A 21,913-nucleotide genomic window follows, 5' to 3' on the forward strand; every position below is an offset into this window, starting at 1 on the left:
TTTTCAGCATGATAACCAGAGTCATTGGATTAATGTCGGGAACGAGCCTGGATGGGCTTGATCTCTGTCTTGCTGAGTTTGAAAAAACTGAAAACAGCTGGCAGTTTAAAATTATTGAAGCTGAAACCATTCCCTACCCTGAAAAATGGGAAAACGATCTTAAAAATTCTATTCATTTATCCGCTCAAGATCTTTTGGCATTAAATTCAGATTATGGATTTTATCTGGGTGAAAGAGTGAATGATTTTATCCGAACTAAAAAAATTTCAGGTATAGATCTGGTTGCTTCTCATGGTCATACCGTTTTTCATCAGCCTCAGAGAAAATTTACTCAGCAGATTGGAGACGGACGTGCAATAAAACTTGAGACCGGAATTCCTGTGATCTATGATTTCAGAAGTCAGGACGTTTTGATGGGTGGAAATGGTGCTCCACTCGTTCCAATTGGTGATGAACTCTTGTTTTCAGAATATGATGCCTGTCTGAATTTGGGTGGATTTTCAAATATTTCATTTAAAAAATCAGGGAAAAGAATTGCTTTTGATATCTGCCCGGTGAATATTGTTTTAAATAAAATCTCAAAGGATCTCGGAAAAAAATTTGATGAGAACGGAGATTTGGCAAGAAAAGGGAATATTGATTTAGATCTGCTTGAAAAGCTGAACAATTTAGAATTTTACAATCAACAACATCCGAAATCTTTAGGAATAGAATTTTGTAACCAAAATATTTTTCCGCTTTTGGAAAATGTAGATTCTCTTACAGCTTTGGCAACATTTACAGAGCATGCGGCTGTTCAGATTTCAAAAATATTCAGTGAAAATCACTTGAAAAAAGTTCTGTTTACCGGTGGCGGAACTTACAATTCTTTTTTAATCGAAAAAATCAGATCGAAAACTTATTCAGAAATCATAATTCCCGAAAAAACCATCATCGATTTTAAGGAAGCTTTGATTTTCGCCTTTATGGGCGTTTTAAGAATGAATAACGAAATTAATGTTCTTTCTTCTGCAACTGGAAGTTCCAACGATCACAGCTCAGGGATTATCGCATAAAAAAGCCTTCATTTCTGAAGGCTAAATATTATTTATAAGTTTCGATCTTATCTGTAAGCGTATTGATAAAATTCTGAAGCGGTTTCTCAACCATCATTTTAATAAAAGGATTAAACTTTCCTTCAAACAGCATCTGCACTTCTGTCTGATTTTCATTTAAAGGTTTCAAAGCAGCTGTCAGAGCAAAATCTAGGCTTGAACTTGCTGATTTTAAAACAGCTTTCTCTTCAGTTACTTCATCAATTTTCAAAGCGATTTCGGGCATGCCCTGAAGTCCGAATTTGAAGCCGTCTTCACGCGTTTCAAACTTCTGCAGACCATCCGGCATAAACTGTTTGTAATTTTCCGGTGTTTTTAATACTTCTGAAAGCTCTTTCGCAGATTTATTAACGATTATTTTTCGTCCTTCTAAATTCATTTTTTATTTTTGTATTTAAATTATTACAAATGTATAAAGTTTTTGTCAACGAAAAAAAATTATTGCTCTCTAAGAATCCCGAAAACTTAGAAAAAACAGTCGGTTACGAAAACTCTACAACGCTGGAAATCGCTTTGGATCTTCTTCAGAATACATCAACATCAGAGATGAATGTTTATGGCGAAAATCTGGACACCATCTGGAATGAATTTAATTTACTTTTCAGAAAAATAGAAGCGGCCGGCGGAATTGTAAATAATCCTTCGGGCGAAATTCTCTTCATCAAAAGACTCGGAAAATGGGATCTCCCAAAAGGTAAAATGGAAAAAGGTGAATCGCGTGAAGAATCTGCCATCCGTGAAATTGAAGAAGAAACCGGACTAAGAAATGTTGTGTTAAAAGATTTCATCAACACAACATACCATATTTATGTTGAGAGAAATGGTGACAAAGTATTAAAATATACGCATTGGTTTGAAATGTTTTTTGATGGTGAAGACACCTCAAAACCGCAGATTGAAGAAGGGATCACCGAAGTTGCATGGAAAAACGACGTGATGATCACCGAAGAAGTTTTCCCGAATACTTTTAAGAATATTAAACTGATTCTGTCTGATTTTAAAGAATCTAAAATTAAATAAAATCCAGAGCTTTTTCTAAAGCGATTCCTCTTGAAGCTTTTAAAAGAATATTTTCTGAATTGATTTTGTTTTTCTCTAAATAATCAGTCAGTTCTGCTGTGTTTGCGAATGCTTCGGCAGAATCATTTACATTTTTGAACTGACTTCCGACAGTAATAATTTGGTTAAAATTTAAACTTTTAGCCAGATTTAAAATATTCTGATGTTCGGTTTTGCTCTCATCTCCCAATTCAAGCATATCACCAATGATTATTGTTTTCGTTCCCTCAAATGTGACGAAATTATTCAATGATGCTGTCATAGAACTTGGATTGGCGTTGTAGGTATCTAAAACAAGCGTTTTCCCACCCTTTTTTACAATCTGCGAACGCATATTTGTTGGAGTATAGTTTTCTACAGCATGTTTTATCTTTTCAGAATCAATTCTAAAATGAAGTCCCAGACTTGCTGCTGCACAGAGATTGGTAAAATTATATTCGCCTGTAAGTTTTGAAACAGCTGTTGTATTGTTAAAACTTAGACCAACAAAATGTTCAGAAGAAATTAATTCAAACTGATAATCAGAATTTTCTTTCCCGAAACTTATTTTTGGAGAATAATTAAGCGTTTTTTCAAACTGAATGGTATCATTATCATTAACCAAAATTGTTTGTTGATGATTTACTAAATAATCGTACAGTTCAGATTTGCCTTTAATTACACCTTCAAAACCTCCAAAACCTTCCAGATGCGCTTTCCCGAAATTGGTGATGTAACCGATAGTTGGCTTTGCAATGGAGCAGAGTAATTCAATTTCTTTCTGATGGTTGGCTCCCATTTCAACAACCGCCATTTCATGTTCAGGTTTAATGGAAAGAATGGTTAACGGAACTCCGATATGATTGTTCAGATTCCCAAAAGTGTACTGTACATTGAATTTTTCAGATAATACAGCGTGAATGATCTCTTTGGTCGTAGTTTTTCCGTTGCTTCCAGTAAGGCCTATTACAGGGATTTTCAGCTGATCTCTATGGTGAATTGCCAGTTCCTGAAGGAAGTTTAATGTAGATTCAACATAAAAAATATTTTTTTCTGTATTTTCAAAATTTTTCTGCTCAACGATTACTGCCAGGGCGCCTTTCGCAGCGGCATCTTCAGCCAGTGTTGCAGCGTTGAAGTTATCGCCTGAAAAAGCAAAGAAAATGTCGTTCACTCCAACTTTTCTGCTGTCAATTGTTACGTTATTTGCTTTTAAATAGATCTGATAAAAATCCTGTACATTCATAGCCCAAAAATAAAAAACCTTCTGAATATTCAGAAGGTTTTTTGTATAATATTTTGATAATAAATTATCTTCTCGTTCTACCTTTGTTTTTTGAACTCGCATCCTGCGCTACACGGAATCCGATCCATCCGTAACCTGCGTTTTCAGCTTTATATCTTCTTTGTCCCGGATCTAACCAGTACGCTGAATCCTGCCAAGAACCACCTTTCACAACTCTGATATCGTTAGAAATCTGAGAAGTTCTCTTCCCGGTATCTTTCTGTAATTTTACTTTACCGTTTGCATCAACGAAGAAGTTTTGTTTTGCTCCATTATACATATTGTAAGATGAAACAGAATCAGAAGCATTTCTGTAACTTAGAGAAGACTGTTGATCTCCGTCTCTGAAGTTTGCGTAGTTTGCAATCGTTTCTCTGGAATATTGACCAGGTAAATTTCTTGCAACCAATCTTCCGTCTCTTAAAGTATCATATTTCATGTTTGTTTCATCTACCATCTGGTAAGTTCCGTCTCCGTTTCTTACGATAGCCTGAGGAGCATTACCTCTGTAGTAGTTGAAATCACTGTATTCGTCATCTACAATTGGTCTGTAAACATCAGCAGTCCATTCAGCAACGTTTCCGTACATTCCGTAAATACCGATAGCATTTGAAGGATATTGTCTTACGTCTGAAGTTTTAGCTGAACCGTCGTTTTTCCAACCTGGAAGACCTGAATAATCCCCTTGACCTTGCTTGAAGTTTTCAAGAAGCATACCTCTGTCTTTACCTTTAGTACCTCTTAGAGACTGGATTTCAGGGGCTTTACCTAAGTACATATTGTACTCTCTGTTTTTCTCCATTCCCAAAGCAGCGTACTCCCATTCTACTTCACTTGGAAGTCTGAATTTCGTAACCATATCAGCACCAGGAGCTCTGTTTGCAGCGATAAGTCTTTGGTTAGTAGTTTTTATACCAGTTTTCTGTTGTCTTCTCTGTTCGTTGATATAGCCTTGCATTTCAGGATCATTCGATTTGAATTTATCCATATTGAAAGCAGTACCACCCTGGTTGTTAGATTCATTAATATATAAATCTTTAGCAATGATACCGGCATTCATTAATGCTTTCTCGTTTGCTCTGTCTGTCAACCATTCACAATATCTGTTTGCCTGAGCCCAAGCCACACCTACTACAGGATAGTAGTCGTAGTTAGCATCTCTGAAATAAGTTTCGTTGAAATCATTTCTAGAAAGCTTATTATCCCACAATAAAGTATCCGGCAAAGCACCGTTGTAGATTTCTTTAAAGCTAGGATCACTTGGTGGGAAAACATACTTCAACCATGTAAGGTATTCACGGTATTCGTAGTTAGTAATTTCTGTTTCACCGATATAGAAAGAGCTTACCTGCATTCTGCGAGGTGAGTTATTCCAATCGTGCATTACATCATCTTTCACTAATCCCATTGTGAAAGTTCCACCTTCTACATAAACCATTCCTGGCCATCCCTTCTGCTCTTGCTGCTTTCCAGCAAAAAACCAACCCTGTTTTTCGTTTGGTTTCCAGCCTGTCTTAGAGACAAAACTTTTCGTACCGCCTCCTTTGCCGGTCCCGGAACCACCACAACTGGTTAATGCAAGTGTAGAACTCAATGCTATTAATGAAAACAACTTTAGTTTTTTCATAGTCGATATAAATATTATTCAAAGTACAAAGAAAAGTAAATTATTCAATAAATCAAATAAAGATTTGTTTTTTTTGATAAATCACATGAAATTAATTTTATTGTACACTATGTAATTATAAAATTTTCATTTATTTTGTAATTCGGAAATTCATCTACGAACATGAGACTGAAAATTATATTTATATCCCTCTTCTCTTTAGCAACAACATTACAGGCACAACGTGTTGCCATAGAATGGAATGGTTCTAAAACTGAAGATTTTGGTACTATAAAGAAAGTGCTGCCTGCATTTAAAAATGAAGGATTCTCTTTCGCGCGAGACAATATTTTTATTCACAATAAAATACAGACGGCAGCAAACCAGTTGAAGGTTACCAATCTTCAGTGGGAAAATGTTTCTCAAAAAGATTTATTTGAATTGAATGCATCACAGCTTCCGGAATATGAGATTAAGGATATCACCTATGTTGATATTGAGGGTGAAAGATTTGCAAGCTACAATGTTTCTTTATTTAAAAGAGTAAACGGAACTGTGCAAAGACTATCTTCTTTTCAAATTACGGAAGATGGAGCGCCACAAAATCTTAACGCAGCCAAAGTAGGTACTACAGTAAATCCTCTTTCATCAGGAGGTTTTTATAAAATAAGAGTTGATAAATCGGGTATCTTTAAAATTACAGCACAGTTTTTAAGAGATATAGGAGTAAATCCTTCGAGTGTAAATCCTAAAAACTTCAGAATTTACGGGAATGGCGGAATAATGCTTCCCGAATTTAATCAGGATACGAAATACAGTGCACTTCAGGAAAATGCTATTCAGGTTTTTGGTGAAGAAGACAATGTGTGGAATGATAATGACTACGCTTTGTTTTATGCACAGGGACCTAATGGCTATAATCTTTACAGTACTGCAAACGGGAACGGTTTCAAAAGAAAAGATACAAGAATCGATGATGCCAATGGTCTGAAAAATATTTATGATGATTTTTCTTATTACTATATCAATTTTGATAAAGGAGCAGGAAAAAGAGTACAAAATGTAGATGTCAATTTACCCGCAACTCCTCTGATCACAAGATATGATGACTATCAGGTAATTAATAATGACCAGAAAAATCTATTGAAAGTAGGTCGAATCTGGGCAGAAGAAGCACCTTTCTCAGCTGACAAAAGTATTGTAATTAATGTAGCAACTCCTATTCAGCCCGGTGATGTTATAAAATACCGCACGCAGGTTATTGGTTTTGGAGCGCAGCAAAATAGTGTAACTTTTAACATAAACAACCTTAATCCTCTTGCATTAGCTGTTCCTCCGAATTCGACAAATTATGTGTATGAATTTTATCCACTGAGATACTTTGGTAATATCTCAAATCTTACAGGAAATCAAATTACTTTTAATTATCTTCCTAATATCAGCACCAATCCAAACGGTGCTTTCCATTTTGATTACCTTGAAGTGCAGTATAAACAGGATCTTACATACAATGGTTCTCAGCTGAGCTTCAGAGATTTTTCACTTCAAAGCGGAAGCAACACCACGTATGGTTTCGGAATTGCAAATTCTGGAGCCCTGGAACAGGTTTGGGATGTTACTGACATTACCAATGCCAACAGAAGAGTAAATAAAGGAGGAGCAGGTACATTTAATTTTGCTTATACTACATCAAATCTGTTTTTTAATAATGAATTTGTTGCATTTAAGGCTGATGCCGCATTTGCACCTCAGTTTGTTGAAAGAATAGGCAACCAAGATCTTTCCGGATTGCAGAATGTAGATTATCTGATTATTACTACACCTGAAATGATGGGACAAGCGCAGAGATTAGCCAACTACCATCAAACCAAAAACAGTTTTAATGTACAGATTGTAGATCCTGCAAAAATTTATAATGAATTTGGAAGCGGAAGCCGTGACCTTACCGCCATCAGAGACTTCATTACTAAACTGAATACTCCTACCGGAAGATTAAAATATGTAATGATAATAGGTGACGCATCTTATGATTATAAAAACAGAATCGCAAACAACAGCAATGTAGTTTCCGGATATGAGAGTGAGGAGTCTGCAGATGTGGTAAGTTCATTCATTACTGATGATTACATAGTGATGACTACGCCACAAACCAATATCATGCTCGCCAGTAATTTGCCCAATATACCAATCGGCAGATTACCTGCTGCCAATGCAACGGAAGCAGCTAATATGATTGATAAAACATTGGCTTATTACAATTCATTGCCGGGACAATCCAACTCTTTCGGAGAGTGGAAAATGAAACTTGATTTCGTTGTAGATGATGATAATGAAGGCGGCGCTCCGTTCCACACGGTGATGAACAATACTTTGCAGAATGTTTTCGAAATTCCTGCAAATACCAATCTGAAAGAATATAATGTAAGAAAACTTTATCTTGATTCATTTCAGGGACAGAGTACTGCCGGTGGCCGTCGATACCAACAGGTAAATCAGGCCATCTCTAATGATATGGGAAACAGTCTTTACCTTTTCTATTTCGGACATGGCGGAATCAATGGCTGGGCTCAGGAAAGAGTTTTCACAACAGATGAAATTCAGGCTGCCAATAATTTTTCTAATATCTACAGCAGATTCCCTTTTGTATCGACAATTACCTGTGAATTTACATTGTGGGATGAGCCGGGAACTTTTTCCGCAGGAGAACAGCTTATTAAATTAAAACAGGGTGGCCCCGCTTCGATGATAACATCCAGCCGTGCGGTTGGTGTAGGATATGGAGTTGACTTCACAAATCTTTATACGAGAGAAATGTTTAAATTGACCAACGACGATTTTATAACCATCGGAGATGCTCATTTAAATGCTAAAAAACTAAAACCAAGTGACCCAAATCACTTAAAAGTTAACTTTCTTGGAGATCCTGCGATGAAACTTTCAAGACCGACAAGACGACTGGTAATTGATAATATAGAATCTCCGGTTCCGGGATTGATTAGAGGTTTGGATTTTGTGAAAGTGACAGGACATATCAATAATGCCAACGGAACTTTAAACAATACTTTCAACGGTCGTGTAGTTATTAATATTTTTGATAAAAGATTAAACAAAAACACTTTAAACAACCCAGGAAATCTTACTCCTATTCTTAATTATACAGAAGAAGGAAGTGCAATCGTAAAAGCATCCGGAATTGCTACCAACGGACAGTTTACCGTAGAGTTTTATGTTCCGAAAGATATTAATTACACAGTTGGCGAGGGTAGAATATTAGGTTATGCAGACAACAAAGTTTCCGATGTCTTCAACAATCAGGCTGTACAGGTAGGTGATATTAATCCGAACGGAATTAATGACAACGAGCCACCGAAAGTAAAATTATACATGAACAATACCAATTTTGCCAATGGCGGTATTACCAATCAAAACCCTACTTTACTGGCTTGTTTAACTGATGATACCGGAATAAATTCTACAGGATCAGGGGTGGGACATGATATTACAACTTATCTTGACGGGCAGATTATCAATACTTTAGTTCTTAATGATTTTTATGCTTCAGGTGAAGGTAATGGATGTATCAATCCTGCATTGGCAGAATACCAGAAAGGTAATGTAACTTACCCATTCAGAAACTTAGCAATCGGGCAACATCAACTTACTTTTAAAGTTTGGGACATCAACAATAATTCTACTGTCTCTACGTTAAACTTTGAGGTAAAAGATCAGTCTGACCAGCATTTGATCATTAACAGACCAATGAACTGGCCAAATCCGTTTACCAATAAAACTTATATTCACTTTGAGCACAATTGCGACGATATTCTGGATGTAAATGTTCAGATTTATACGATAACAGGAAAACTTGTAAAAACAATCACCTCGGCTGTAATCGCAGAACCGTTCCTACAGGGCTACAGAACGCCAAAACAGGCAATAGAATGGGACGGAAAAGATGATTTTGGAGACACAGTAGCAAAAGGTACGTATATTTTTAAGATATTTGCAAAAAGTCAGAATCAAGAAAAATGCAAAGGAAGTGCTACAGCTGTAGAAAAAATGGTACTTTTGAAATAAAATTATAAATTAATCGAAATATATCTATAAAACTGATAATATATAAAAGACAACATATGAATTTAACTACTAAACTGCTTTTAGGAATAGGTCTGAGTGCCGGCTTCTTAAGCTACGCTCAGGATTTAAGCCAGGTAAGACCTGTATTGACAGGAGCACCTTTCCTTAGAATCGCACCAGATGCAAGGTCAGGAGGTATGGGAGATCAGGGTGTGGTAACTTCACCGGATGCGTTCTCTCAATATTGGAATGCGGCAAAATATCCTTTCAGCAGAACAAGTTCTTCTTTTGGTTTGAACTATACACCATATATGAGTAAACTTACGAATGATGTATTTTTATTGTATGGTGCTTTTCATAAATTTTTAGGTTCAGAAGAAAGATCTACTATTTCCGCAAGTATTTATTACTTCAATATGGGAGAAGTAGACCTTACACAGTTGGTAGGAAATGAAGTTACTTCTATGGGTACTTCAAAACCAAACGAATTCTCCATTGATGTTGCTTACGGTCTTAAGCTTTCAGATTCTTATTCAATGGCTGTTACAGGTAGATTTATCCGTTCAGACTTAGCCGGAGGGTTCAACACAGATACTACTTTGAAGCCGGCAAACTCTTTCGCTGTTGATATTTCAGGTTACTATACTTCACCAAGATTTCAGAGTTTCGGAAATTATGAAGGTAAAGTAAACGGAGGTTTCTCCATCAGCAACTTAGGTCCTAAATTGGATTATACAGGAAACGAAGAATCAAGATCTTACCTTCCTACAATGGCAAGATTAGGTTTAGGATATGATATGTATCTTGATGATATGAACAGAGTTGGAATTTCTGTAGAAGGTTCTAAAATTCTTGTTCCCGGATCTGAGTTATTAAGAACTGAATTAGATCCAAATACCAGAGAAACACGTTACATCTATGGTATACCAAACGTTGGAGTAATGGAAGGTATCGGAAAATCATTCAACAATACCAATTCTATCATGTACAGCGGTGCTTTGGAATACTCTTATGACAACGCATTTGCTTTGAGAGGAGGTTACTTCCACGAAAGTGAAGAGCAGGGAGCAAGACAGTTTGCAACGGCTGGTATCGGTTTGAAATACCGTTCATTCGGTTTAGATATTTCTTATCTGATCAACATGTCTAAAATCAACACCGCTTTAGATAATACCCTTCGTTTCGGTCTTACCTGGAACATCGGTGCAGAAACATCTAATGTAGATTATTAAGATTATAAAAATCAAAATATTCAAAAGCTCCATTCATGGGGCTTTTGCTGTTTTAACCTAAATAATAAAATCCACTTCCAATCTAGAAGTTCCATCTTCCTTCATCAAACAACCAACACCCAACCAAAAAAATAACATTTAGTCCAAAAACAAATCCCACCAATTCACATATAACCCCTATTTTTGCAGTATGAATTATTCTTCTGAGCTCAAAAAATTTGTAACCAGCCAATACGTATATTCTGCCATCAGAATTACATTGTCTACGGTGCTTCCGTGTCTGGTTCTGGCACATTTTGGGATGCTCAAAGAATATTTTCTTTTTCCACTGGGAACCAGTTTTGTTGCACTCACCGATCAACCCGGGCCATTTATCCGAAGAAGAAATTCATTAACTTTTGCGATTTTCTGCTTCGTCGCTGTCGCTTCTATTGCCAGTTTGGTTAAAGGGATCGTTCCACTGGTAATTCTGGAAATTGTGGCTTTCGGAATGTTCTTCTCTCTGATTGGAGTGTACGGACAAAGATTAGCGGCAGTTGGTTCACTGGCATTGGTTGTACTTGCGATTTTTATTGACGGGCATTTAACGGGAGCAAACATTTTTAAAAGTTTAATGATTTTCGCAGCGGGATCTGTTTGGTTTTTGCTGATTTTTCTTGTCGTAACCACGATTCAGCCTTACAAACTGGCAAGTCAGATGATTGGAGAAAATTATCTTCAGCTTGCCGAATTTTTAAAGATAAAAGCTAGTTTTTATCAGAAAAACCCTGATTTTAATAAACTTACAACGCAGGTTATTGCCAAACAGATCGAGATCAAAAATCTTCAGGAGGAAACACGTGATACCGTTTTCAGAACCAGAACTATCGTCAATGAATCAACAACAATCAGCCGTTTACTGATGCTGATGTTTCTGAATTCTATGGACTTGCACGAAAAACTGATGACCTCAGAAAGTGATTACAAAAAACTACAGGAAAGTTTTGAAGACTCGACAATTTTAGTAAAAATTCATGACTATCTCAACATCCTCTCTGAAGAAATCGCCAACATTGGAATCTCACTCCAGAGCAGCACCAGAGCCAAGCCGATCTTTAATCTTGAAGTTCGCTCAGATGAATTAAATGTAAGTTATTTTGAACTGAGAAACAGAGAAATGACTCCAGAAACTCTGGAAAACTTCATGATTCTCCGTCAGATTATGATGCGGATTGGTGAAATCACGAAAGAGATCAATGAGATTTATAAAGTATTCTCCCAAAACGTAAAACTGGCAAAAAGTCTTTCAACAGGTTTAGATTTAAAAAAGTTTATGCCCAATGAGGAAAAGATTAATTTTAAAGTTCTCAGAAGCAACATTTCGCTTACCTCATCTCATTTCCGTCATGCTATACGGGTGACAGCGGCGCTGTTTTTAGGATATCTGGTTTCCCTGCTTCCGTTTATAGAAATCGGTCATACCTACTGGATTTTAATTACAGTTGTTGCTATATTAAAACCTGCGTACTCCATTACCAAACAGAGAAATCTCCTGCGTTTTTACGGTACTGTTGCCGGTGCAGTCATTGCGTATGCCATTTTGCATTATGTCCATATCAATGCTGTTTTGTTTTCTGTGCTTTTAGTCAGCATGATTCTGTGTTTCAGTTTTCTGAAAGGGCGCTATTTCTGGGCTGTTTTATTCATGACAATGTATGTTTTTCTGAGTTTTAATTTCCTGAATCCCGGAAACATTAATGTGATCTTTAAAGACAGAATTGTAGATACCATTATCGCAGGAATTATTGCTTTTCTGGTTTCGTACCTTATATTGCCTGTTTGGGAGTACACACAGAATTTAGATCTGATGAAAAAGTCTGCAGAATCTAACCTCACTTACTTTCACAGCGTGATGTCTAAGTTTCTGAATGAAGATTTTGATATCGAAGACTATAAAGTAAAAAGAAAAAATGCCATTATTTCGCTTGCCAATCTTTCGGATAATTTCCAGAGAATGATTACCGACCCGAAAAACCAACGGAAAAAACTGGAAGTAGTGCATCAGTTTGTTGCGACTTCACATCTGATAACCGCTTACACCGCCTCTCTTTCTCAATATTCAAAAAAAGAAAAGAAATACACCGAAATAGATTCTGAAAGCTGGACGAAAAAAATTGAGGCAGAAATGAATCAGGTTTCCGTTTTGCTGAATGGCGAAAAAATTCCTGAAACTTTAAGAATGGACAGCCGTCTGGAGCCAGAAGATTCATCCATCGAAGATCTCCTTTCAAAAAGAAAAACCGAACTTCTGGAAAACGAGCACTATGACACCAGAGATCCCAACAAAATTTCTCATTTAACGGAACTGAAAAACATTCATGATGTTTTGGAACTGATTTATGATGTAGCCAAAGAACAGCGAAAAGTAATTGAAACGTACAGAAACGAAGAGATTATTCCTCAACAATCGTAAAGCAGTAATCATCGAAAAACTCTACTCTTGCTTTCAGTTCATCCGAAATTTTGTCGTCGTGAACCCTGCATTTTATGGAGCGGAGAGATTTTAATTCAAAAGGTCTTACCTCATAGTGTTTTTTCAGCGACCAGTGTTTGGAATGATGAATTTTATACATACTCTCTTTCACACTCCAAATAATCGTGTAAAAAACCACTTCCGTATCAAAAGGGATAAATCCACGCTCGTTTTCGTAGGTAAATTTATCAATAACCCTTAATATTTTAGGATTAAATTTCTCAATATCAATTCCAATTTTATTTTTTGAAATTGCAATCGCTGCGAACGGAAAAGAATGGGTGATTGAAATTTCGGCATCTTTTGGTGATAAAAATGGCTCGCGTTCTCTGTATAAAATTTTAGAATATGGTTTTAAACTTTTCAGAAGTTTTCTTACCATTAAAACCTCCTGCAATTTTTTCGGATGATAATCTTTTACTTTTTCAGCATTTTCAGGCTCTAAAAGTTCTTCCATATTCAATTCTTCATTCTCGTCGTATTTCCAGACCAGAATGGTGGCATTGTCATCAGAAAAATCGCGGTAAAGAGGCATGGGTTTGAATTATTGGGTAAAAATAAGAATTTTTTTTATGCCGGAAGCTGAGTGATGGAAGTTGAAAGTTTTTGGGTGCGGTGTTGGGTGATGGATGCCGGATGTTTATGGATTCGAATTCTGATGCGGAAATTCTTGATTGATATTCAAATTTAAAACATAAATTAAAATCTACACGCAAACAACCTATACGCAAACATTTCAACATCCAGCACCCAGCTTCCTAAATCAAAAAAAAATCCACTCAAATCCTAAGATTCAAGTGAATTAATATTATTTAAAAAAGGCTAGTTGTAAACTTCCAGCATCATGCATCCCTCAACCAACCTACAAATTCCAGCTTCCTATTTACTCTGGTGATTCTGATCATTTCTGTGCTCCATAATTTCAAGATTTTCATCTACGAAATAAGCACTTCCGAAACCATTTACATAAGCACCTTTTACAGGAGTTAATGCAATCAGAATAAAATCCTTCATTTCAGAAATTACTTCCACTACTTTACCGTGAGTTTCCTTTAACTGAGCAACAACCGTATTCCATTTTTCAGAATCTCTTTCAATTTGAGAAGTTGATGCTTCAATTGTCAATCTTTCTCTTGCATAAATCTGTTTTGTAGCAGATTCATCTTCAATAAACATAATGGATGTTTTTCTTCCTTCAGAAAGATTTTTTGTATGTTTTGCCATGAAAGACACTAAAATATAGAAAGAATTGTCAACCTGTACAAACGGCGCATAACTTGAGTTTGGAGTTCCTTCTGCATCTACGGTTGCCAAAATAATACTTTGGGTTCTTGCAATCAGTTCTTTCACTTTTGGAGCAAGAGGCTTAGCTTGTCTCTGAGCTTCTTCCTGAGTTGAGGTGTGGTTCATATATAAGATTTATTGTACCACAAAAGTACGTTAATTAGAATTAAAACAAATAAAACAAAGGCTGTAAAATCTCATATATGGGAAAATTTCAAGTGTTTTTTTATCTAAATTATATGTTGTAATTTTGCACTTTAAATATTTGAATTTAAATCATTCATAAGATATGAGTACAACTACACAATACGTTCCTTATAAAGTTAAGGACATCTCCCTTGCAGAATGGGGAAGAAAAGAAATTACCCTTGCTGAAGCAGAAATGCCAGGATTGATGTCTATCCGTGAAGAATACGGACCGTCTCAGCCATTGAAAGGGGCAAGAATCGCAGGATGTCTTCACATGACGATCCAGACTGCAGTTTTGATCGAGACTTTGGTTGCTTTGGGAGCTGAAGTTACATGGTCTTCTTGTAACATTTTCTCTACTCAGGATCACGCTGCTGCTGCTATTGCTGCTGCAGGAATCCCTGTTTACGCTTGGAAAGGTCTTAACGAGGAAGAATTTGACTGGTGTATTGAGCAGACTCTTTTCTTCGGAGAAGACAGAAAGCCGTTGAACATGATTTTGGATGACGGTGGAGATTTGACCAACATGGTTTTCGACAGATACCCAGAATTCACAAAAGACATCAAAGGACTTTCTGAAGAAACTACTACAGGAGTTCACAGACTGTACGAAAGAATGAAAAACGGAACTTTGGTAATGCCTGCAATCAACGTAAATGATTCAGTGACAAAATCTAAGTTCGACAACAAATATGGTTGTAAAGAATCTGCAGTAGATGCGGTAAGAAGAGCAACTGATATTATGCTAGCTGGTAAAAGAGTTGTAGTTTGCGGATACGGAGACGTTGGTAAAGGTACTGCTGCTTCTTTCAGAGGTGCCGGTTCTATCGTTACTGTTACTGAAATTGACCCAATCTGTGCTTTACAGGCTGCAATGGACGGTTTTGAGGTGAAAAGATTAGATACTGTGGTTGATAACGCAGACATCGTAATCACTACTACCGGTAACTTTAACATCGTAAGAAAAGAACATTTCTTAAAATTAAAAGATAAAGCAATCGTTTGTAACATCGGCCACTTCGATAACGAAATCGATATGGCTTGGTTAAATGACAACTACGGTCACACAAAATCTGAGGTTAAACCTCAGGTTGACATCTATACTTTAGAAGATGGTAAAGAAGTGATCATTCTTGCTGAAGGTAGATTGGTAAACTTAGGCTGTGCAACGGGTCACCCATCATTTGTAATGTCTAACTCTTTCTCTAACCAGACTTTAGCTCAAATCGAACTTTGGAACAATTCTGAAGCTTACGGAAACGAAGTGTATATGCTTCCTAAACATTTAGATGAGAAAGTAGCAGCTCTTCACCTTAAAAAATTAAGCGTTGAGTTGGAAGTTCTTTCTACAGAGCAGGCTGAGTACATCGGTGTAGAAGTAAAGGGACCATACAAGCCGGAATATTATCGCTACTAGCAGTTGGCTTTTGACTAATGGCTTTTAGCATTTTGCTATACAACGCTTCGGGAATTTTTCCGGAGCGTTTTTCATTAACAGAATTCTCTCCCCGCTCAAACCGTCTTGCTCTAAACATTACCTGCCCCATTACTCATTATTAATTACTTATTGCTTATATTTTAAGGAGCTATTTCCCGCTAGTTGTTTATCCTGAGCTTGACGAAGGGCTGTATCTTTTACTCTTCGTTCCTCATCACAAAAGGATGTCGCTGCTATCGGGGCTAATCAAATCTTCTATTCCAATATTTTAATAACTTACCATAGATTTCTCCTAAAGAATTTAATACCGATTGTAAAAAGCAAATCATTATTTCCATTTTCTTTTTTGCATAAAAATTCCACGTTAAATGATAATAATCTAAAACAATTTTCCAGTAAGAGTGATAAACTTAAGTTTTAATAATATTCATTCACAAAAAAATAATATATTTGATATCGATAATAAACAAAAATAGCAATTAATGAAAAAACAGGGAGTTTCAACTGCATTCGTAGCCGCATCGTGGGTGGCGTTGGGTGCAGGAATGATCGGATTTATTGTAGGATTGGCGAGAGCCGAAATGCAGCTTAACGAAAAAGGATATTATTTTACCATTTTACTTTACGGTTTATTTGCTGTAGTTTCACTGCAAAAAGCTGTTCGTGACAGATTAGAAAACATTAAAGTAACTGATATTTACTACGGAATCTGTTGGTTTGCGACACTTTCCTCTATTGTTTTACTGGCAATCGGACTTTGGAACGCAACCATTTTACCAAGTGAAAAAGGATTCTACGGATTTGCATTTTTGTTGGCATTGTTTGGTGCCATCGCCGTCCAGAAGAATACCCGAGACAATATGACTCAGGAATAAATACCACAAAACCCACCAAATTCGGTGGGTTTATTTTTTTTTGCTATCTTTATTTCACAAAATAATGAAAATTAAAAGCTGTATTTTTGATTTTTCATTTCTTAATACACCAAATTGAATTTTGATTAATATGATTGCAGAAAACTACTCTTTAAAAAGAAAACTTACAACTCTTCTTCTTTTGATATTTTCAATCCAGCTCATGACAGCTCAGAATGAATTTATCACCACCTGTAAACCCGGTAACATTCAGACTCAGCAACCATCCAATACTCCCTTTCCGTCATCAAATACTCAAGCCTGGATACCAATTCGGGGAACCGATTTCACTGTTTATTGGGAAGAAGTAGGTTTTCCTGCACATAACGCAACGGTTACCAATCAAAATTCTACCCAACACATTTTATTGGATTTTGGCACTCCATATAATCCTGTTCATGCCAATGCCACTTACCGCGTAAAGATAAGTAATGGAAATGTGCACCGCATCCTGTTTCATGAGGCAATTGCCGGTACTACTATTAATGATCTTATGGGAGACAATTCCAAAATTACTGAAATCAATCAGTGGGGCTCGCCAATATGGTCATCTATGGCTAACTCATTTGCAGGCTGCACAAATTTAGATTTAAAAGCCACAGATTCTCCAAACCTTTCCATGGTGACCGATATGCAGTATATGTTTGCAGGCTGCATCTCACTGGTTGGAAATCCATCTATCAACAACTGGGACACCTCTCAAAACACCACATTGGATGCTACTTTCCATGGGTGCGCACTTTTCAATCAACCATTAAACAATTGGAATACTTCTAATGTTACCAGCATGGGAGTAACGTTTATGATGGCTCAAAATTTCAATCAGCCTCTCGGGAATTGGGATACTTCTGAAGTTACAGATATGACTTCAATGTTTTTTATGGCGAAAGCTTTTAATCAGCCTATCGGAAACTGGGATGTTTCGAAAGTGGCGGATATGGAATTTATGTTTTCAAATGCATGGCAGTTTAACCAGGACATCAGCGGTTGGAATACAGGAGAAGTTATTTTAATGAATCACACTTTTCAAAATGCAAAAGCATTTAATCAACCTATCGGAAGCTGGAATACGTCAAAAGTAACAACCATGCACGGAATGTTCGCGGGTGCAACTGCTTTCAACCAACCCATAGGAAACTGGACCACCTCAAGTGTTATTAACATGAACAGCATGTTTCAGAGTGCCTCATCTTTCAATCAAAATCTTGCAGGATGGAACACTTCACAGGTGAACTATATGCAGAATATGTTTACAGGAGCTATTAATTTTAATCAAAGTCTTGGCACGTGGAATCTCAGCTCACTCCTTCTTGCCAGCGGTATATTACAAAACTCAGGTCTAAACTGCCAGAATTACGACAGCACACTCTACGGATGGAGCTTAAATCCTGCAACTCCCAATAATATTAACATCAGCAGTGTATCACCAATGATTTACACGCATCCTGCAGCGGTGATTGCGAGAAATTATCTTATCAATAATAAAGGATGGACGATAACCGGAGATTCTTACGATGACAAATGTATTTCTGCGCTTTCCACACAAGATAATGTATTAGAAAGTGATTTTAGTATTTATCCTAATCCTGCATCAGATTTTATTTATTTTAAAAATATAAAAGATGGTGTGAGCTACATAATTTTCGATAACAGCGGAAGAATTGTTTTGCAGAATAATTTAGATAAAAATCAAATAGACGTCCGAATATTGATGAAAGGAAATTATATTATTCAGCTGAAAACCAAAAGTTCCGTGAAGAACTTTAAATTGATAAAGAATTAACACCAACCAAAATAGAATATGAAAAAGTCACTGTTTACTTTAATCATCACTTTACTGTGTTTCTTTCCGAAGGCACAAGACGAGTTTATAACCACATGGAAGCCAGGGAATGAATCTACACAACAGATATCCAGCGGCGTTATATCCACCTCTACACAGATTTGGTTTCCGGGCAGAGGAAGTAATTTTAATGTTTCTTGGGAAGAAATAGGACATCCTTCGCATAACGGCAGCTTATCAAACATCTCTTCTACTCTGAATTTTCTAATTGATTTTGGAACTCCGCTAAATCCCATAGGAGCAAATGCGACTTACCGCGTAAAGGTAAGCAACGGAAATGGAACTTTTCAAAGGGTGAAATTTTATCAACCTGTAGGTGCCATTTTTTTTGGAGATGCAAAAAAAATATTAAAAATTGAACACTGGGGAAATATTATATGGGACAATATGGATTTTGCTTATGCATCATGCCCAAATTTGGATATGACCGCAACAGATATTCCAAATCTAACCCAGGTTACGAGTTTTGAAGGCGTATTTTTTTCCTGTAGTTCTCTTGTAGGTAACAGCAGTTTTAACAATTGGAATACATCAAATGTGACAGATTTACAGGCTTCATTTTCAAACTGCCCATTATTTAATCAACCTCTTGGCAATTGGGATACTTCTAATGTGACAAGAATGATCCTTACATTCGCAATGTCACCATCTTTTAACCAGGATATTAACAGTTGGGATACTTCGAGTGTTCAATTTTTTAATGCAATGTTTCTTAATGCAAACGCATTCAACCAACCATTAGAAAATTGGGATATGTCTAGTGCAATAGAGATCGAATTGATGTTTTCTGGGGCTGTTTCATTTAATAAACCTATAGGAAATTGGAATACTGCAAATGTTACAGATTTTCAAAGGACTTTCCTGAATGCAACCGCTTTTAACCAACCTATAGGAAATTGGGACACTTCGAGCGGAATTTACATGAATTCCATGTTTCAGAATGCTACAGCTTTTAACCAGAATATCTCAGATTGGAATACCGGAAACGTTATACACTTAAACAGTATGTTTCAGAATGCAACATCCTTTAATCAAAATATCAGCAATTGGAATACTTCAAATGTAATATTTATATATTCTATGTTTCAAAATGCGACATCTTTTAACCAAAATATCAGCAATTGGAATACTTCAAATGTAACATTAATGAATTCAATGTTTCAAAATGCAACTGCATTCAATCAGAATATTTCCAGCTGGAATACTTCACAGGTAAGTAATATGAACAATATGTTTACCGGTGCTACGGTTTTTAATCAAAATCTTGGCAACTGGAATCTATCATCACTGACTTCCGCTTCCGGAATACTTCAAAACTCAGGTTTAAACTGTCAGAATTACGACAGTACACTTTACGGATGGAGCTTAAATCCTGCGACTCCCAGTAATATCAACATCAGCAGCACATCACCAATGATTTATACACATCCGGCAGCCGTAACGGCAAGAAATTACCTCATCACCAACAAAGGATGGACGATAACAGGTGATTCTTACGATGACAAATGCGTTTCTGCTCTTTCCACAAAGGAAAATACCATTCAAAGTGATGTTAGTTTTTATCCAAATCCTGCATCAGATTTTATTTATTTTAAAAATGTAAAAGATGGTGTGAGCTACACAATTTTCGATAACAGCGGAAGAATCGTTTTACAGAACAATTTGGATAAAGATCAGATAGACATCCGAATGTTGATCAAAGGCAATTACATTATCCATCTGAAAACCAAAAGCTCCGTGAAGAACTTTAAATTTATAAAGAATTAACACCAACCAAAATAGAATATGAAAAAGTTACTGTTTACTTTAATCGTCACGTTACTGTGTTTTTTTCCGAAGGCACAGAACGAATTTATCACGACATGGAAGCCAAGCAATACGCATAATATTCTTCCTAACAATCCACCATTCCCATCATCTGCCACACAGGCATGGGCACCTTTCCGTGGAACAGATTTCACAATCTACTGGGAAGAAGTGGGCTATCCTGCACACAATTCTACTCTGAACAATGTCACTTCACAATATCACGTTTTGCTGGATTTTGGAACACCCTTCAATCCTGTGCCTGCCAATGCAACATACACAGTAAAAGTAAGCAATGGCAATGGTAATTTTCACCGCATTGCATTCAGAGATAGTGATTTAGGAACCAGTTTAAACACCGGAATGGGCGACTATTCAAAAATTGTGGAAATTAATAATTGGGGCACTACTGTCTGGTCTTCTATGCATAATGCATTTAGCGGATGCCTTTACTTAAATATGACCGCCACAGATAGTCCCAATCTTTCTATGGTAACCGATATGTCGTCTATGTTTAGCGGCTGCTCCTCTTTGACAGGCAATAATTCTATCAATAACTGGGACACCTCCACAGTCACCAATTTACATGCCGCGTTCATGTCATGTATTCTTTTTAATCAGCCTATCGGAAACTGGAATACCAGTAATGTACATAACATGGGTACAATGTTTCTGATGTGCCAGAACTTCAATCAACCCATCGGAAACTGGGATACTTCTAAAGTAATTGCTATGGATGCAATGTTTAATAATGCCAGAAACTTCAATCAGCCCATTGGGAACTGGAACGTTTCAAATGTTGACGAAATGGAATTTATGTTTTCAAACGCATGGGCTTTTAATCAACCTATCGGAAACTGGGATGTTTCCGGCGTGTGGCAGATGAACCATATGTTCGCTAGTGCAAAAGCCTTCAACCAACCTGTCGGAAACTGGAATACCTCAAGTGCAACAGTCATGAACGGAATGTTTCAAAACGCAACAGTTTTCAACCAACCCATCGGGAGTTGGAACACTTCACAGGTGAACAATATGACGAATATGTTTACAAATGCTGCGAATTTTAATCAAAATCTTGGCACGTGGAACCTTACATCACTGTTATACGCTTACGGAATTTTTCAAAACGCTGGTTTAAACTGCCAAAACTACGACAGCACACTTTACGGATGGAGCCAGAATCCTGCAACACCAACTAATATCAGTATCAGCAGTGTCGCCCCTTTGATCTACACCCATCCAGCAGCTGTTATAGCAAGAAACTACCTTATCAATAATAAAGGATGGACGATTACAGGAGATTCATATGATGACAAATGCATTTCTGCACTTTCCACAAAGGAAAATACCATCGAAAATGATTTTAGTATCTATCCAAATCCTACATCAGATTTTATTTATTTTAAAAATTTAAAAGATGTTGTGAGCTACAAAATTTTCGACATTAGCGGAAGACTGGTTTTGCAGGGCAATTCAGAAAATGACCGAATTAATATTGAAAATTTAGCAAAAGGAAGCTATATGCTTCAAATTATAACGAATAAAACAATAAAAATCCTTAAAATTGTAAAGAATTAACATTAAATAAAAACGAT

At 36.6% G+C, this 21,913-nt stretch carries 15 protein-coding genes; 10 read left to right on the top strand and 5 right to left on the bottom strand.

The window, feature by feature from the left end:
* Nucleotides 1-8: 8 nt before the first annotated feature.
* Nucleotides 9-1,055, top strand: coding sequence for an anhydro-N-acetylmuramic acid kinase (locus IC610_RS18520; RefSeq protein WP_191738173.1), 1,047 nt, complete (start codon nucleotides 9-11; stop codon nucleotides 1,053-1,055).
* Nucleotides 1,056-1,083: 28 nt separating this feature from the next.
* Here IC610_RS18520 and IC610_RS18525 read toward each other — a convergent pair whose 3' ends face one another.
* Nucleotides 1,084-1,473, bottom strand: a complete 390-nt coding sequence (locus tag IC610_RS18525) for a hypothetical protein (protein ID WP_056083850.1) — start codon at nucleotides 1,471-1,473, stop codon at nucleotides 1,084-1,086.
* A 29-nt stretch (nucleotides 1,474-1,502) separates the two neighbouring features.
* Here IC610_RS18525 and IC610_RS18530 point away from each other — a divergent pair, with 29 nt between their 5' ends.
* Nucleotides 1,503-2,114, top strand: a complete 612-nt coding sequence (locus IC610_RS18530; RefSeq protein WP_191738174.1) for an NUDIX hydrolase — start codon at nucleotides 1,503-1,505, stop codon at nucleotides 2,112-2,114.
* On the opposite strand, the gene IC610_RS18535 is transcribed toward IC610_RS18530, so the two are convergent.
* Both IC610_RS18535 and gldJ read right to left on the bottom strand, forming a co-directional pair.
* Nucleotides 2,107-3,378 (bottom strand): UDP-N-acetylmuramoyl-tripeptide--D-alanyl-D-alanine ligase, encoded by a 1,272-nt coding sequence (locus tag IC610_RS18535; RefSeq protein WP_191738175.1) that lies wholly within the window; start codon nucleotides 3,376-3,378, stop codon nucleotides 2,107-2,109. The two genes, IC610_RS18530 and IC610_RS18535, sit on opposite strands and share 8 nt — an antisense overlap.
* A gap of 64 nt (nucleotides 3,379-3,442) precedes the next feature.
* On the bottom strand, nucleotides 3,443-5,044 hold the full coding sequence (gldJ, locus tag IC610_RS18540; RefSeq protein WP_056083845.1) for a gliding motility lipoprotein GldJ: 1,602 nt from the start codon (nucleotides 5,042-5,044) through the stop codon (nucleotides 3,443-3,445).
* A 162-nt stretch (nucleotides 5,045-5,206) separates the two neighbouring features.
* Between gldJ and porU the strand changes: the two genes are divergently transcribed.
* The 3 genes from porU (at nucleotide 5,207) to IC610_RS18555 (ending at nucleotide 12,784) form a co-directional block, all read left to right on the top strand.
* Entirely contained in the window at nucleotides 5,207-9,100 is a 3,894-nt protein-coding gene (gene porU, locus IC610_RS18545) for a type IX secretion system sortase PorU (RefSeq protein WP_191738176.1), read from the top strand.
* Between the two features lie 56 nt (nucleotides 9,101-9,156).
* On the top strand, nucleotides 9,157-10,332 hold the full coding sequence (gene porV, locus IC610_RS18550; protein ID WP_191738177.1) for a type IX secretion system outer membrane channel protein PorV: 1,176 nt from the start codon (nucleotides 9,157-9,159) through the stop codon (nucleotides 10,330-10,332).
* A 190-nt stretch (nucleotides 10,333-10,522) separates the two neighbouring features.
* Nucleotides 10,523-12,784, top strand: a complete 2,262-nt coding sequence (locus IC610_RS18555) for an FUSC family protein (RefSeq protein WP_191738178.1) — start codon at nucleotides 10,523-10,525, stop codon at nucleotides 12,782-12,784.
* On the opposite strand, the gene IC610_RS18560 is transcribed toward IC610_RS18555, so the two are convergent.
* Nucleotides 12,765-13,379: a 4'-phosphopantetheinyl transferase family protein gene (locus IC610_RS18560; protein ID WP_191738179.1), complete on the bottom strand. Its 615-nt coding sequence runs from the start codon at nucleotides 13,377-13,379 to the stop codon at nucleotides 12,765-12,767. The two genes, IC610_RS18555 and IC610_RS18560, sit on opposite strands and share 20 nt — an antisense overlap.
* Before the next feature lie 344 nt (nucleotides 13,380-13,723).
* Entirely contained in the window at nucleotides 13,724-14,254 is a 531-nt protein-coding gene (locus IC610_RS18565; RefSeq protein WP_191738180.1) for a HugZ family pyridoxamine 5'-phosphate oxidase, read from the bottom strand.
* Between the two features lie 163 nt (nucleotides 14,255-14,417).
* Here IC610_RS18565 and ahcY point away from each other — a divergent pair, with 163 nt between their 5' ends.
* The 5 genes from ahcY (at nucleotide 14,418) to IC610_RS18590 (ending at nucleotide 21,896) form a co-directional block, all read left to right on the top strand.
* Complete coding sequence (gene ahcY, locus IC610_RS18570; protein ID WP_191738181.1) at nucleotides 14,418-15,734, top strand: adenosylhomocysteinase; 1,317 nt, start codon at nucleotides 14,418-14,420, stop codon at nucleotides 15,732-15,734.
* A 503-nt stretch (nucleotides 15,735-16,237) separates the two neighbouring features.
* Entirely contained in the window at nucleotides 16,238-16,630 is a 393-nt protein-coding gene (gene yiaA / locus IC610_RS18575) for an inner membrane protein YiaA (protein WP_191738182.1), read from the top strand.
* Between the two features lie 130 nt (nucleotides 16,631-16,760).
* The gene (locus tag IC610_RS18580) at nucleotides 16,761-18,452 is read left to right on the top strand and encodes a BspA family leucine-rich repeat surface protein (RefSeq protein ID WP_191738183.1); all 1,692 of its coding nucleotides are present in this window, start codon (nucleotides 16,761-16,763) and stop codon (nucleotides 18,450-18,452) included.
* 18 nt (nucleotides 18,453-18,470) lie between these two features.
* Entirely contained in the window at nucleotides 18,471-20,279 is a 1,809-nt protein-coding gene (locus IC610_RS18585) for a BspA family leucine-rich repeat surface protein (protein ID WP_191738184.1), read from the top strand.
* A gap of 18 nt (nucleotides 20,280-20,297) precedes the next feature.
* Entirely contained in the window at nucleotides 20,298-21,896 is a 1,599-nt protein-coding gene (locus IC610_RS18590; RefSeq protein WP_191738185.1) for a BspA family leucine-rich repeat surface protein, read from the top strand.
* Nucleotides 21,897-21,913 lie beyond the last annotated feature (17 nt).

Source organism: Chryseobacterium caseinilyticum (assembly GCF_014837145.1).
In the GTDB taxonomy this organism is placed as follows: domain Bacteria; phylum Bacteroidota; class Bacteroidia; order Flavobacteriales; family Weeksellaceae; genus Chryseobacterium; species Chryseobacterium caseinilyticum.

Coding starts and splice junctions, on each gene's coding strand:
- IC610_RS18520 (WP_191738173.1), top strand. CDS start 9: ATGATAACCAGAGTCATTGGATTAATGTCGGGAACGAGCCTGGATGGG.
- IC610_RS18525 (WP_056083850.1), bottom strand. CDS start 1,473: ATGAATTTAGAAGGACGAAAAATAATCGTTAATAAATCTGCGAAAGAG.
- IC610_RS18530 (WP_191738174.1), top strand. CDS start 1,503: ATGTATAAAGTTTTTGTCAACGAAAAAAAATTATTGCTCTCTAAGAAT.
- IC610_RS18535 (WP_191738175.1), bottom strand. CDS start 3,378: ATGAATGTACAGGATTTTTATCAGATCTATTTAAAAGCAAATAACGTA.
- gldJ (WP_056083845.1), bottom strand. CDS start 5,044: ATGAAAAAACTAAAGTTGTTTTCATTAATAGCATTGAGTTCTACACTT.
- porU (WP_191738176.1), top strand. CDS start 5,207: ATGAGACTGAAAATTATATTTATATCCCTCTTCTCTTTAGCAACAACA.
- porV (WP_191738177.1), top strand. CDS start 9,157: ATGAATTTAACTACTAAACTGCTTTTAGGAATAGGTCTGAGTGCCGGC.
- IC610_RS18555 (WP_191738178.1), top strand. CDS start 10,523: ATGAATTATTCTTCTGAGCTCAAAAAATTTGTAACCAGCCAATACGTA.
- IC610_RS18560 (WP_191738179.1), bottom strand. CDS start 13,379: ATGCCTCTTTACCGCGATTTTTCTGATGACAATGCCACCATTCTGGTC.
- IC610_RS18565 (WP_191738180.1), bottom strand. CDS start 14,254: ATGAACCACACCTCAACTCAGGAAGAAGCTCAGAGACAAGCTAAGCCT.
- ahcY (WP_191738181.1), top strand. CDS start 14,418: ATGAGTACAACTACACAATACGTTCCTTATAAAGTTAAGGACATCTCC.
- yiaA (WP_191738182.1), top strand. CDS start 16,238: ATGAAAAAACAGGGAGTTTCAACTGCATTCGTAGCCGCATCGTGGGTG.
- IC610_RS18580 (WP_191738183.1), top strand. CDS start 16,761: ATGATTGCAGAAAACTACTCTTTAAAAAGAAAACTTACAACTCTTCTT.
- IC610_RS18585 (WP_191738184.1), top strand. CDS start 18,471: ATGAAAAAGTCACTGTTTACTTTAATCATCACTTTACTGTGTTTCTTT.
- IC610_RS18590 (WP_191738185.1), top strand. CDS start 20,298: ATGAAAAAGTTACTGTTTACTTTAATCGTCACGTTACTGTGTTTTTTT.